10 protein-coding genes are annotated in these 15,086 nt (G+C 44.6%); 9 read left to right on the top strand and 1 reads right to left on the bottom strand.

The features are described 5' to 3' along the window. Window positions 1–139 precede the first annotated feature (139 nt). Together AC58UX_RS01795 and AC58UX_RS01800 are read left to right on the top strand one after the other, a co-directional pair. Window positions 140–2,254 (top strand): glycosyl hydrolase family 95 catalytic domain-containing protein, encoded by a 2,115-nt coding sequence (locus tag AC58UX_RS01795; protein ID WP_497249125.1) that lies wholly within the window; start codon window positions 140–142, stop codon window positions 2,252–2,254. Between the two features lie 58 nt (window positions 2,255–2,312). After that, window positions 2,313–3,212 (top strand): SGNH/GDSL hydrolase family protein, encoded by a 900-nt coding sequence (locus AC58UX_RS01800; protein ID WP_497249127.1) that lies wholly within the window; start codon window positions 2,313–2,315, stop codon window positions 3,210–3,212. Between the two features lie 298 nt (window positions 3,213–3,510). Here AC58UX_RS01800 and AC58UX_RS01805 read toward each other — a convergent pair whose 3' ends face one another. Then, window positions 3,511–4,410 carry an AraC family transcriptional regulator gene (locus tag AC58UX_RS01805; protein WP_497249129.1) on the bottom strand — a complete coding sequence of 300 codons (900 nt, stop codon included), beginning with the start codon at window positions 4,408–4,410 and terminating at the stop codon, window positions 3,511–3,513. A 163-nt stretch (window positions 4,411–4,573) separates the two neighbouring features. Here AC58UX_RS01805 and AC58UX_RS01810 point away from each other — a divergent pair, with 163 nt between their 5' ends. The 7 genes from AC58UX_RS01810 (at window position 4,574) to AC58UX_RS01840 (ending at window position 15,066) form a co-directional block, all read left to right on the top strand. Beyond that, window positions 4,574–7,171 (top strand): glycoside hydrolase family 38 N-terminal domain-containing protein, encoded by a 2,598-nt coding sequence (locus AC58UX_RS01810; RefSeq protein WP_497249131.1) that lies wholly within the window; start codon window positions 4,574–4,576, stop codon window positions 7,169–7,171. Beyond that, window positions 7,168–7,383 (top strand): hypothetical protein, encoded by a 216-nt coding sequence (locus tag AC58UX_RS01815; protein WP_497249133.1) that lies wholly within the window; start codon window positions 7,168–7,170, stop codon window positions 7,381–7,383. The genes AC58UX_RS01810 and AC58UX_RS01815 overlap by 4 nt, the downstream gene beginning before the upstream one ends. A gap of 70 nt (window positions 7,384–7,453) precedes the next feature. After that, a complete protein-coding gene (locus AC58UX_RS01820; RefSeq protein ID WP_497249135.1) occupies window positions 7,454–9,745 on the top strand; it encodes a helix-turn-helix domain-containing protein in 2,292 nt (763 codons plus the stop codon). Between the two features lie 169 nt (window positions 9,746–9,914). Next, window positions 9,915–10,874 (top strand): ABC transporter permease subunit, encoded by a 960-nt coding sequence (locus AC58UX_RS01825; RefSeq protein WP_497249137.1) that lies wholly within the window; start codon window positions 9,915–9,917, stop codon window positions 10,872–10,874. Window positions 10,875–10,892: 18 nt separating this feature from the next. Next, on the top strand, window positions 10,893–11,783 hold the full coding sequence (locus AC58UX_RS01830) for a carbohydrate ABC transporter permease (protein WP_497249139.1): 891 nt from the start codon (window positions 10,893–10,895) through the stop codon (window positions 11,781–11,783). A gap of 61 nt (window positions 11,784–11,844) precedes the next feature. Beyond that, window positions 11,845–13,371 carry an ABC transporter substrate-binding protein gene (locus tag AC58UX_RS01835; protein WP_497249141.1) on the top strand — a complete coding sequence of 509 codons (1,527 nt, stop codon included), beginning with the start codon at window positions 11,845–11,847 and terminating at the stop codon, window positions 13,369–13,371. Between the two features lie 105 nt (window positions 13,372–13,476). Next, a complete protein-coding gene (locus AC58UX_RS01840) occupies window positions 13,477–15,066 on the top strand; it encodes a glycoside hydrolase family 43 protein (protein ID WP_497249143.1) in 1,590 nt (529 codons plus the stop codon). The last annotated feature ends 20 nt before the right edge of the window (window positions 15,067–15,086 follow it).

Raw genomic sequence — 15,086 nt, forward strand, 5'->3', positions numbered from 1 at the left:
TTGTAATTTTGAATAGTATTCTTTAAATCGTACAGTCATTAAAACAGGTAAATGGGATTGAACAGTAGTGTAATTGGGCGCAAGGCGAGATAATTAATTTAAGCAGACTGAGAAAAATCATATTCATGAGGTGGAAGCAATGTCATTTGAAATTGTTCCTAAATGGGAAGAGATGTTGAGTCAATGCGACTTACTTTGGAATCAACTGCCAAAATCGTGGGGCGAAGGAGCTCTTACAGGAAACGGCCTGCTTGGAGCTAATATCTTTTCGCGTTGGGATAAGGGGATTTCCTGGCATATCGGGCGAACGGATGTCTATCAAAATGCCGAAAATGGCAAGTATCGCTTGCCCATCGGCAGACTTGATCTGAAGACCAAAGGGAAAATCACAGACTGTTCAATGAGACTGAATCTCTACGATGCAGAGGTCACCTGTAAGCTTACGACGGAGTTCGGTGGAATTGAATGGAGAACCTATACGCACGCGGAGCAGATGGTTCAAGTGATTGAATGGAGTGCCAGCGAAGAGGAGCAGGAACTAGAGTGGGAGTGGGTGTCTGATGAAGCCATGAATCCTCGCATCCTCTTCCATTCAATGCCTGAAGGGGGTTACTACACTTGTCCTGAACCCATCATTAATCCGGCTGTACAATATGAAGGATGCCAGAGCGGTATTGAGGTATGGTATCAAGCCCTTGTCGAAGGGGGCGGGTATGCTACAGGCATCCGTCATGTAAGTAAAGTAGGGGCAGGAACCCTATATGTGAGCGTAGAGCTATCAGATTCGAAAGAAACAGCAATGAAGGGAATTATGGATGAGATTCAAGATTCGGAGAAGCAAGGTTTGCAGCCATTGCTGGAATCGCATCAAGATTGGTGGCACCGATATTATCCAGCAAGCTATCTTAAAGTGCCTGATGAACGCATAAACGCTTTTTATTGGATGCAAATATATATATTAGCTTCAGCTACGCGCGCTAATAGGCCCGCCCTTGATCTAATGGGCCCGTGGTTTGACGTGACACCTTGGCCGGCTATTTGGTGGAATTTAAATATTCAGTTAAGCTATTCGCCAATTTATACGGCTAATCGATTGGAGTTAGGCGAATCTTTATGCCGGTTATTGGATCATGCCCAGGAGGCGTTGATCAATAACGTGCCGGTTTCCTATAGGCATGACGCCGCTGCAATCGGCCGTGTTAGCAGCTATGACTGTGTTAGTCCTGTAACAGACGAGCACGGAAATTTACTTTGGACTGTTTTTTATTACTGGGAGCAATACCGTTATTCGATGGACGACGAAATGCTTCGTGAGCGCGTATATCCTTTGCTTAGACGGTCAGTGCAATACTACCTACATCTGCTAATTGAAGGAGACGATGGACGATACCATCTGCCGGTCTCGGTGTCGCCAGAGTATGCCATCCCAGCAGCAAATACAAATTATGATTTATCCCTGCTTCGCTGGGGGTGCGAGACGCTGCTGGCTTCCTGTTCAAGACTCGATATCAAAGATGAAGGGATTGAACAATGGCACGATGTGTTGAACCGTCTTGTCGACTACCCCGTTGACGAGACAGGGTATATGATCGGTACCGATGTTCCCCTACTTGAATCGCATCGGCATTACTCTCATTTGATGATGATTTATCCGCTTAGTCTGGTTCATTTTGACCAGGAAGAGAGCAGGTCGTTAATCGAGCAATCCTTGGAACATTGGTCGAGTTTACCGGAATTATTTGCTGGCTTTTCCTGGACGGGAGCGGCTTCGCTGTATGCGGCAATAGGCAACGGAAGTCAGAGCTTACACTACCTACGACAGTTATTGGATCGTGAATTACAGTTTAATACGCTGTATAAGGAGAAGGGGCCATGCTTAGAGACGCCACTGTCAGGAGCGGCTTCCTTGCAGGAGATGCTTCTACAGAGTTGGGGAGACACGATTCGTGTCTTTCCTGCTGTGCCGGAAGAGTGGTCTCATGTCGTTTTCCATAAAATGCGTGCGGAAGGTGCATTTCTTGTCAGCGCAGTACGTGAGCAAGGTCGAACACGATTCATTCGCATTCGCAGCCTGGCCGGAGAACCATGCAAACTTCTAACCGATATTAAGCTGCCATTAAAAGCTGCTCTAATTGTTGAAAATGTTAACATACAGCTTAAAAATGAACGAATCATTAGCCTTCAAGCAACGGAAGGAGTCTATACGCGGATAGAACTGGAAATTAAAAAAGGGGAAGAAATCGTCATATGGTGACACAACTGTAACGTTTTGTATAAGGTTACGTCATATTCTTAACGAGGAGAATCGTAGAATGAGTTCAATCGAGATCGGATTGCCGCATGGTAAACGAATCGTTTTCTTAGGTGACAGTATTACTGAAAATGGTGCTTTTATTGGTTTTCTGGAAGCGTACGCGATCCTGCGTGCACCGGAACAATGTTCCGAGTGGATTAATCTGGGCGTCAGCAGCGAAACTGCATCAGGGACGGAAGAGCCTGGTCATCCATTCTCACGGCCTTGCCTGCACGAGCGGTTGGAGCGTGCGCTATCAGAAAGTAAGCCTGATATCGTCTTCCTCTGCTATGGGATGAATGACGGCGTCTATCATCCCTTCGACGAAGAGCGCTTTCAAGATTACAAGGAGGGGATCGCGAAGGCGGTATTGCTTGTTCAAGCAGCTGGAGCCCAAGTGGTGCTCTTGACGCCTCCACCATTCGACGCACGATCGTATAAAGGCATGTTGAAGATTGCTGGAGAGGTAGTTTACAACTACATGATGCCATATGTGCAGTACGATGCAGAAGTGCTTAGTAGATACGCTGCGTGGCTCCACGAGTTCGGAGCAGAGAACGAAATTGATATCGTCGATATTCGCACTCCGCTTATCCAATTTATCGAGGAACGCCGTCGAATGAACCCAGCCTATCGATACGGGGATGGTATTCATCCTGGAGACGAGGGACATTGGATCATTGCACACACGATCCTTGATAAATATTTTCGCATCGAGTTGGAGCTCGATCCCGAGTGGTTAGAGGAGAGCGATTTCCTCCATCAAGTCAAAAGCCGACGTGCAATACTAAACGCTGCATGGCGTGAACATGTCGGTCACACAAATCCAAATAAGTTTGAAACACCTCCACTTGCGACTGCGCTTGAACTGGCAGAAGTGATGTTGCAAAAAATCCATGAGATTGCCCAATATCGATAGCTATGAAGGTAAGCCAATCCAGAAATATATCAAAATTATGGTGAGCGATTGAATGTATACAGTTATGATATAACGGATGATTTCAAATGAAGCTTTGGTAGACAGGGCTCTGGGATTTGTAATGAAGTTAGAATCCGCAGAAGCCTCATAAAATAAATTTTTTGACCTTCATGTCTTAATGGAGGAGAGTCTTTTTGCGCTTTTTTGAGACATGCATTTTCGTATAAAAAAGAATCAATTCTTGTATGTCTGTTTGTTATGGCAGGAAATTATAAAATATTACAATAAGCTCTGACACTTACTTCTTATTGAATTTATCTATAAATCTTCTTGGTGTTATTTCCATAATCTCGGAAAAGACTCTCGTAAAATAATGAACGTTTTCAAAGCCTGTTTCCTCCGAGATTTGTTTAATTGACTTTTTCGTCGAAGTAAGCAGGAAGGAAGCTTGTCTTACACGTTCCTTTCGAACATAATCCGTAAAAGATTGTCCTAGCTCTTCTTTAAATACACGTGAAAAATGGCGTCCTGATAGGTGCACAAAGTTGGCCACGTCCACTAATGATAAGCTTGGGTTTGCAAGGTTATCGTGTATATACAATTTGGATTGGTTAATGACCATTCTGGCCCCAATCTTCTCTCTCTTCCGTTTTTTAAAATCTAGTCGTTCGATGTTGTCCGTGAAAATGTGAGCAAAAGAGATTAACAATGCGCATGAAAGTGCTAGTACACTGTCTTGACAAAGCGGGCCTTCTTGAAAGGATTGCTGCAGCAGCGCTTCCCAAATGCGGATGGCAGGTAGGTTAGAGCCATCAGGAATGAAGAAGTTGTTTGTTTTTTCCAGACAACTGAACATTTCCACTGCCGCGGTGGATGACTCATTGGCTACGATTTCAAATGCGACAAAAATAAAAAATAATGAACTGGCGGTATGTATGTTGTGTTTTATGTAAGGCCTAGTTAAGAACATACTGTTCTTTTGTAGCGGATAGTCGACGCCAGATTCCGTATAAGTCGCAGTGCCATCAAGTACATAACAGATTTCAAAGAACGAATGTTGATGCATAGGTGGATGGATATGATCGCGAATACCTCCCCAGTAATGGACACGAAAAACGGCGTCTTTACTTTGCAATGTATGCGCCATCACATTTAAATTGACTGTTCCATCGACGTAAATAGACTGAGGTAAAGTCATCTTTCTCAAATCACCCTAACTGAATTAATGTCCTTAAAGTATAAAAAAGTAGTCAGCATATTGCAAATACATTTGGTGTTCCGAATCTTATAATGATTAATATGAAAGCGAAGTCTTTCGAATTGGCATGTGCGAACATGACAAGTCATTGGAGGAGAAGGAAATGTCAAAAATCAAAGAAATTCTCGTATATCACCACAGTCATTTGGATATCGGCTATACACATACGCAGCCTATGCTTATGGAACTTCAAAACACATATATCGATCAGGTTCTTGATCTTTGTGAGCAAACCCAGAACGATGCAGAGGAAAATAGATTCTACTGGACTTGCGAAGCTACCTTGCCAGTGATGAGATGGTTGGACACAGCGAGCAGCAGCCAAGTGGAACGATTCAGCAAGTTCCTAAACAATGGTCAAATTTGTATCTCGGCTTTAAGCATGCACACAAGTCCGTTATGTAACGCGGAGCAATTGGCGCGATTGCTTTATCCAATTAAAGAGCTGCGAGACAAATTTCATGTACCGATCCGTACTGCGATTAATCATGATATTAATGGTCAGCCTTGGACGATTGCACAAGCCATGCTGGATGCTGGGGTTGAACTTTATACAACAGGAATTAACATCCATTTAGGCGGTCTTCCATTAGAGAGGCCAAGAGCATTCAAGTGGGTTGCGCCTGACGGCCGAGAATTACTTACATTTAATGGCGAACATTACTCACTGTTTACGCAATGGTGTCAATTGGAAGAGGAAAGCACCGAGCTTATGAAAAAGGGACTTGATCGTTATATGGATCGGATTGAACGCGATGGTTACCCTTATGATTTCATCTATTTATCGGCAACGAATGTTCCGCATTACGATAATACGCCTCCGGACCAAACATTGCTCGCCATGATTCGCAAATGGAATGCGGAAGGACATGAGCAGCGAATGAGAATGGTGACGCCTGAAATGCTGCTGCAAAGGTTAAAAGAGCAGCCGGCGGAAACGATTCTAACCTATCGGGGGGATTGGACGGATTTCTGGAATTTCGGAGCCGCAAGTTCAGCTGAAGAAACCAGATTAAATCGTCGAAGCAAGGTTAGCTTGAAGAATGCTGAGTTCCTCTCGGCTATCCAAAATAACAACTTCTCAGGCAATCGTCACCTCTTTCAAGAGGCATGGGATCAAGCGCAAATGTATGATGAGCATACCTGGGGAGCCAATATCTCCACTACGCATCCTGACGAAATGTTTACGAAAATTCAATGGATGCACAAGGCGCATTTTGCTTATAAGGCAAATAGTCTGTCAGGTTATGTGCTAAATCAGCAGTTGGAGGAGCTTGCAGGCAATCCGCTCCAGTCTGGACCACCTCAGGGAGTCATGTTAGTGAATCCGACACATGTCGAGCAGGTATGTGACCTGCATATTCCAGCGTATTATCTTCATGGAGGAAGACATACTTCAGCCGCAAGATTCTCTTATATCCAGAATAATTACGATGTCAATTGGAAGATGCCTTCGTATGGTTTGATTAAGATGCCTCCATTCAGTTATAAGGTGCTTCCGTTGCCCACACCCATTACTGTGGAGGAGACTGCAAGCAATATCGACATAACGGATAACTCCATTGATACGCCGTATTATCGCATTACTTTTGATAAAGAAATCGGCAGAATTCACGAATTGATAGATAAGTCAACCGGCTGGCAAATGATCGATCAAAGCAGTGAATGGACATTGTTCCAATTCGTTCATGAGTCTCCTGATCCTTTGAGAAATAAGCTGGATCGAACAACCATTCACGACCGAGTGCTGGAGTATTGCAATAACAATATTAGCTGTTGGAATAATGAATGGAAAGCGGTGCGAAGAGGAGCCGATAAATTAATTTCTTTCCAGGTTGAAAGGCATTCCTCCGGCGTTACCTTGACAATGGAGTGGACAGCTCCTGGAGTTAAGCGTTTAGAGCAAAGGATGACTTTCTTTGCCAACCGTCCGGATATTGAATTGTCCGCTGCCATTGATAAGCTTGATATCCGTGAGCCTGAATCCATTTATTTTGCGTTTCCACTTCAATTAAAGGAGAACTGGAAAGCGGTATTTGACAGTGCGGGCACCTTCGCAGCCTTAGACGAAGATCAGCTTCCAACGGTATGTAAAGAGTGGGTAACCGTTGATCAAACCGTTTCCTTATATGATGACAAGCATGGCATCACTTTGGCTTGTCCGGATGCGCCATTAGTGCAGATTGGTGATTTCCATTTCGGTAAAGAACAGAAATCGATCCAGCGGAATGAGAATCCGATTCTATTAGCATGGCCGCTCAACAATTACTGGGATACCAACTTTAGAGCGAGTCAGCCTGGTCTCATCGAAGTGAGATACGTGTTATCGACATTTCATGAATTTGAAGCTGAAGTAGCGATGAAAAAAGGGGTTGAAGCGTCCCAACCGGTGCAAATTTTTCCGGTCATTCATTGCAACGCAGGAAAAGAAGCTCAACTTTTAGAAGTAACGGGCAGCGGCGTTGTACCAACGTATATTAAACCCGCAATGGATGATGACGGATTCATTATTCGTTTGAGAAACTTGAAAGACGCTCCATCCGAAGCCAAAGTGAAAATTCCAGGATTTGAGATTGCTCGGGCATTTAAGACCAATATTTTGGAAGAAAATGAACAAGAGCTTGCAATTACTAACGGTGAACTGTATGTAATGATCGGTGCAAGACAGTGGTTCCACATTCGTGTTATTAAGACTCTTTGAGTGGTGATCCTACAGCCGCGGTCAATAAAAATGAGTGGAAGAGCAACTTCATAGTGAACGCAGAGGGAATTGATAGCTACTATCGGTTCCCTTTTCGTTTTGTGTACATGAAGTCCGACGCGGCTTGGTATGATAAGGATGTCGCTGACGATCTTGATGCTGACCGAGTTGATGAGAATTTTGTAGCCATGTGCATTGCCATGATTGTATAATGAAACTCAACAATTCTGCCCTGCATGCTGGCGGGCTAGTACATGATGGGTTAAAGGGAGAATGCATGACATGTTTAGGTGGAGTATCAGCAGGACGTTCGTTAACATCATAGTATTGCTTTCAGTGCTGCTGCTGGTCGTACTTGGAGGGTTCTCCATAACGGCATTCAAAAGTTTTGAAGGCATTGTTACGCAGCGGACCTATGAAGAAAACAGCAAGGAGCTGCGCATTATCAGCAATACCATCAAGCGAATGAATGAGGATGTGAAAGCGTTCACGTTCCGCCAGCTAGACGATCCTGCTCTTGCAGCATTATTTGAGAAGAAGAATCTCGAGTATTTCGAAATGTTCGGGTACATGGAGTTAATCAGAAAATCGTTTGAAATCAATCCTATCTTTCATTCGGATACACTCTATAGCGGAACCACGGGAAATTACTATTCAACGCTTAGTTCAATGGTACAGAAGGATTCTTTCTTTGTGAATGCGATTCAAAACTACAGGACCACGGCAGTCTTGACACCGATACCCAGAGTGCTTCCTCAGGAGGCTTATAACACTAGCGCCACGGTTTTTACGTATTTTTATTTTCAAACTGACAGTGACAACAAATTATCCAGAGCATTGGGCGTGAATATTGACGCGGCTTGGTTATGCGACACGTTAAGCAAGCTTAAGGGGCAGAATAATAAAGCTTACATTATTGATAAAACGAGCCGAACATTTATTGACGATTCCCAGCAAATTCGCAATCTGGATGTGCTTAACACCGAACTGGTTCACAAAATTATGGAGACGAATCAAGAAGCGGGCAGTTTTGAGACGGGAGCGCAGAAGGATCAAAAAATTATTACCTATCTCTGGATGCCTGAAACCAACTGGGTGCTTGTGGTAGAAGAATCCAATGAGTTTCTGTACCAGTCGCTGCAATTCGTGCGTAAAGTCGTGCTGCAGATTACGCTGGCCATAGCGCTTTTTGCCCTCGCCGCCGCAGGCTTTATCGCTTATCGCATCTACCTCCCCTTCGGTCGAGTGTTTCGCGAAGTCATCGGGCCAAGGAGCAAAGTTGAGAATAAGGGGCAACTCGTCGACGAGGTTAAGCTTCTTTCGGACGTATTTCAAAAAAATAAAGGATTGTTGAACGACTTTAACAGCTATAAACAGTCTGCGGACACGATTCTGTTGGAAAACTACGTTAAAGCGGTGTTGATGGAAAATAACTCCATCGCTAATCAGCTAACCGGCGAGTTTTCCTCTGTGTTCGGCAATATGCTTGATCGCGAAATGATGCTGATTCTGCTGAAGATTGATCGGCGTGAGCAGTTCGATACCATGGACGCCGACCGGAAAAAGGCTTATCGGTTTATTATAATGAATGTAGCCGAGGAGGTTCTTGATTCGGGCCAAACGGCAAAGGCCATCTATATCGGGGAAGGACAGTTCATTTTGCTTGTCTTCCTACCAGATGGAAAGCCCATTATCTCCTGGGAAGAGAAAATTAAGCTACTTCAACATACAGTGAAAGAGTTTACGGGCATTACCCTCTCCGCCTTCCTCGGTGGGTATGTACAAGGTGTCGAAGCACTCATTCACTCGTACCGTACGGCATCACTTTTGCTGAAATACAGTGTGATCTACAGCCGTGAAGCGATTCTTCATCCTGCTGTTTTGGATCTTCATGAGCAAATGACGGTTACCTATGACGAGAAGCTGGAAGAACGAATCTTAGAGTCGATTCGCGCAGGAGACGGGGATGGAGCTAAATCACTGTTCGATCAATTCATTGAAGTGTCGTCCAAAGGGGACATCGAAAGCTTCATGCTGTCCATGACCCGCTTTTCCTTGGCGCTGGGCAAGGCGTTCGATATGCTGAACAAAACGAGAATTGAGAAAATTCCAATCTCCATGAAAGATTTCTACTTGCGGATGGCTACCTTTGAATCCATCGATGATCTCAAGAGCAAATTTTATGAGGATATCATGAAAATTGCGGATCAGAAACCGCTTGTGGAAACGCGTCACGATGCTTTGGTTGAATCGATTAAACGCTACGTTCAGGATCATTTTACGGAAGATCTAAGCTTGAAAGGCATCGCGATAGAATTCAAGCTGTCCCAAGGCTATCTGGGCACGATCTTTAAGGAATCGGTCGGTTGGTCCGTCATGGACTTTATTCATAATATTCGACTGGACAAGTCAGCCGAGTTGCTGCTTCAGACGGAGCTCAGTATCACCGAGATTATGGAAAGAACCGGCTTCAATAATGAAAGCAGCTTCTATAAACTGTTTAAACGCAGGTTCGGTACCACGCCTAAAGCCTATCGCGTAGACATAGAAATCATGAACAAACTGGAGAAATGACACTCAAAAGGTGTTGTTTTTCTTTTTTTTTGTGGAATTGGACAGTTTTCTTGAAATCGTACAGTCCTCAAAACAAGAATATGGGATTGAACAGTGGTGCAATTGTGCGTTCGGCGGTATATTCGGTTTGTGGAGTTGCAGCAAAGAAAACGAGGAGGAGGTATAAAGTATGGAAACAACCGCAATATCCAAAACGGTGCCGAGCGTGAAAAAGGTATCTCGCAGAAGTAAACTGCGAAAAAATGTAGACTTTACATTATTAGCGCTTCCGGCACTGGTGCTTCTAATTGTATTTAATTTTGTACCATTGCCAGGGATTGTACTCGCCTTTAAAAACTACAATTTTATCGATGGTATTTTTGGCAGTCCCTGGGTCGGACTTAAAAACTTTACGTTTATTTTTTCAACTTCCGACGCCTTGTTGGCACTCAAAAACACACTTGTCTACAACGCCGTTTTCATTATAACGAGTATTGGCGGAAGTGTTCTGTTGGCGATACTCTTAAATGAAGTATTGAGCAGGAAATTGTTGAAAGTATATCAAACCGCCATATTTTTGCCGTATTTTCTTTCCTGGACGATTGTTACTTATATTGTGTTTGCCTTGCTGGATAACAGTAAGGGGATGGTGAACAGCATTTTACATGGGTTGGGGTTTTCGGGAGTGGAATGGTATTTCGAACCGCAGTACTGGTTTTGGATTCATGTCATTTTGCACTTTTGGAAAATTATGGGATACACGACCCTGTTGAATTACGCCTACGTTTTATCTATTGATCCCGCTTATTATGAAGCGGCATCTATTGATGGAGCGAACAGGTTCCAGATGGCGATGAAAATTACGATTCCGGCTTTGCGGCCTATTATTTTAATCAGTTTCCTTGGGGCGTTGGGCCGAATCTTCAATGCGGATTTCGGACAGTTCTTCCTGGTGCCGATGGATTCACCGTCTTTGATGGGTGTCTCGTCTGTTCTGGATACGTATGTATACAGCGCATTGCGCGGGGCGGCAGATTTAGGAATGGGCGCTGCGGCAGGTTTATTTCAGTCGATCGCCGGGTTCGCACTTGTATTAGGCGCCAACTTTTTCATCCGGTACAGATATGGCCGGGAAAGGTCCATGTTCTAGAAGGAGGAAAGCAGAATGATGTCAGCTGTAAAAAAGCGTGGAATACGCCCGAACAACTGGATTACGCACATCGTATTTACGCTGCTGGCGTTAAGCTGTGTAATACCGATGTTGTTGGTGGTGATTATCTCTATAAGTGACTCCAAAAGTCTTGTGGAGCGAGGGTACAGTCTGTTCCCGAACTTATGGAGCTCAGCCGCGTATCGATTTATTTTCCAAACGCCTAAGCTTATTCTTACATCCTATGGCACGACGTTGTTCGTCACGATCGTCGGAACTGTTGTAGGTTTGCTGTTGACGGCCATGATCTCTTATGCGCTGTCCCGTAAAGATTATAAACTTGCCGGCGTTATCGGCTTTCTAGTTTTCTTCTCGATGCTGTTCTCAGCCGGGCTGATTCCAAGCTATATCGTATTTACTAAATATTATATGCTCAAGGATACGTATTGGATACTCATCCTTCCAGGTCTCGTCTCCGCATGGAATATTATCCTGCTGCGTACATTTTTCTTCGATTTGCCGGAGGAAGTGTTGGAGTCGGCGAGTATCGACGGGTGCAGTGAAATGCGCATTTTCTGGCAAATCGTTCTTCCAATGTCCAAACCGGCGCTCGCGACAGTTGGACTGATGATGACCCTCGGCTTCTGGAACGAGTGGACCCGTTCAATGATCTACATCGACACAGAGAGCAAATATATGCTGCAGTTTTTGCTGTATAAAATTTTAATGAATGCCGACATTATGATGAAAGACGCACAAAGTGGATTTAGCCTTGGTGCTCAAGATTTCCCTACAGACAGCGCGAAAATGGCGATGGCCGTTATCGCAGCGGGTCCGATGATGTTCGTATTTCCTTTTTTTCAAAAATATTTTGTCAGAGGCATTACTGCCGGAGCAGTCAAAGGGTAATATCAACGATTTGATCTCGAATCAAATCTGATATCATAAAAAACCAGGGGAGTTGTTAAGAATGAAAATGTTTAAAACTCTTACGATGATGACAGTAGTATTGGTAGCGGCAACTAGCTTGGTGGGCTGTGCAAAGGATAGTAAGAATGAAGCGACGACTACGCCGTCTTCGTCTACCAAAGTCGCTGCGACGCCGACTGCAGCAACACTAGCTCCGGTTAAGCTCAAGTGGGTGCTCCGCATTCCAGCGCAAAAAGAGGGAGAAGCGGTATTGACCGAGGTTAACAAAATTTTGAAAGAAAAGATTAATGCAACGCTAGATATTCAGTTTATTGAGGCTGCAGCTTATGTGGAGAAGACAAAGCTAATGATTGCTTCGGGCGAGGACTTCGATATCATGTTCACTGCCGCAGGCTACCAGTTTTATGATAACGTTGCCAAAGGCGCCTTCCTTCCGATGGACGAATTGCTGACGAAATATGCGCCGAAAGCATATGCTCAAATTCCGCCTAGCTTCTGGAACGCGATGAAAGTCAACAATAAAGTGTACGGATTCCCTAACTACCAAATCGCAGCTCGTCAGTCCGTCATTAGTTTCAGGAAAGATATGGTCGATAAGTATGGCATCGACGTCAACGCGATTAAGAAAATGGAAGATCTGGAGCCAGCTTTTGCCAAAATGAAGGCCGGCGAAGGCGCAGACAAATTCATTACGTCAGGCACGCCTCTCACCGCTATTGATACCCAGAATTATATGAAATTGGAAACGTTAGGTTCAGACGGATCACCAGGAGCGATCGAAGCAGCAGGCTCCGACTATAAAGTCATCAATCAATATGAACAACCGGCGTTCGTTAACTTCGTGAAATTGATGAAAAGCTGGGCGGATAAAGGCTATATCAATAAAGATTTGGCTTTGGTGAAAGACCCAACTGAGCTTACCAAAAGCGGCAAAATTCTTAGCGGCGGGCTTGGAACTTACAAACCTGGCGTAGAAGCGGAAACGAAAGCTCGCTACAATTACGACCCTGCGTTTGCGACTATGGGGGAGCCAATCGTTACCACAGGTTCCGTAACTGGCACGATGCAGGCGATCAGCCGCACTTCCAAAAATCCGGAGCGGGCTATGATGTTCCTGGAATTGATGAACACCGACAAGCAGCTATACAACATGGTCCTTTATGGACTTGAAGGCAAGAACTACAAGAAAACGGGAGATAATACAATCGAATTGATTCCAGATTCCGGATACGCGACGAACGTAGCCTGGATGCTCGGTGACCAGTTGAACGCTTACCTGCTGCCAGGGGTTGCTGCGGATATTCCACAGAAGACAGATCAACTAAACAAAAGCGCGAAGTCTTCCAGAATTATGGGCTTCTCCTTCGATGCGGAGCCAGTCAAAGCGGAGCTTGCACAGGCTAAAACCGTTACTGATAAATATATGCTCGGCTTGTCTTACGGTATGATGGATGTAGACACTACACTGGCTACGATGAATAAAGAGTTGAAAGCTGCAGGCATGGATAAAATCATTGCTGAGAAACAGAAGCAACTGGACGCTTGGGTAGCGGCAAATAAGAAGTAAGCCAGCAGTTTAAATAATAATATCAATTAAGCGGCCTTTGTCCTGAAATCCATGGGACGGAGGCCGTTCAAATTTCAGATTCAACTGCATACGGAGGCCACCGCTATGAGATACATTCAAAATCCGATTCTAAAGGGCTTTAACCCAGACCCTTCCATTCTGAGAGTCGGCAGTGATTATTATATTGCAACCTCCACCTTCGAGTGGTTTCCAGGTGTGCAAATCCATCATTCCAAAGATCTAGTCCATTGGAAGTTGATCGCACATCCATTAAATAGGATTTCACAACTGGATATGAGAGGTGTTCAGAGTTCCGGAGGGGTATGGGCTCCGTGTCTGAGCTATGACAATGGGATTTTCTATCTTATCTATACGAATGTAAAAACAGATAATGGCGCTTACAAAGATACGCCTAATTATCTTATAACGACGGACGATATATCGGGTGAATGGTCTGAGCCCGTTTATTTAAATAGTACGGGCTTTGATCCATCCCTTTTTCATGATGAGGATGGTCGTAAGTGGCTGATGAACATGGTATTCGACCATCGGAGAGGAAAGAACCGTTTTGGCGGTATTCTTCTGCAAGAATATTCCGTGGAAGAGCAATGTCTCATTGGTCCTGTTCATAACATTTTCCAAGGCACCTCACTAGGATTTACAGAAGGAGCACATTTATTCAATCGGAACGGCTACTATTATCTGCTTACAGCAGAAGGCGGTACAGGCTTGAATCATGCCGTAACGATGGCTCGTTCTCGCGAACTAACCGGACCGTATGAGGTTGATCCGCAAAATCCGATTCTGACTTCAAGATTTGACCCTAGGTTGGAGTTGCAAAAGGCTGGTCACGGTGATCTGGTGGAAACTCCTACCGGTGAATGGTATATGGCGCATTTATGCGGAAGACCTATTCCGAATAGCGGTAGATGCACGTTGGGCAGGGAGACGTCAATTCAGAAAATGGTTTGGACAGAAGATCACTGGCTGAGGTTAGAAGCCGGAGGGAACGAACCGCAGGTGCTTGTCCCTGCGCCTGATCTGCCTGAGCATATGTGGGAACCCGAACCGAGCAGAGATGATTTCGATCAAGAGGATTTAGATCTTCACTTTCAAAGCTTACGAATCCCACTTGGGGAGGAGTCTTTGTCATTGAAGGAGCGCCCCGGCTATTTACGATTGAAGGGCAAGGAGTCATTAAGTTCCAAGCATCATCAGGCTTTGGTTGCGCGGCGTCAGCAGTCTTTTGCCTATACAGCTTCCATCTGTCTGGAATTTGAACCGGAATCCTATCGACAGGCTGCAGGGCTGATTTGTCTGTATGATAGTCAGAATTATTTCTACTTGTATATTACCCACGACGAGGAGCAAGGTAAATGTTTGGGCATTCTGCATAGCGATAACAATCAGCTGGTCTATCCACTTCCGCAAGATATCTGCATTTCTGGGTGGGAGCGTTGCTATATGCGGGTTCGCGTGGACTACAATAAATTGCAATTTTATTATTCGAACGATGAACAAGAATGGATCGCTCTTGGCCCTGTCATGGATGCCAGTAAGTTGTCGGATGAATACTGCAACGAGGGCCGTTATACTGGCGCTTTTGTAGGGATGTGTTGCCAAGACCTCTCTGGTAAACATGGTTATGCTGATTTTGATTATTTTGAATATGTAGAAAATGAAGGAGATTATTAACAGGAGAGGAGAGACCTATA

It is taken from the genome of Paenibacillus sp. J22P90 (assembly GCF_059692195.1).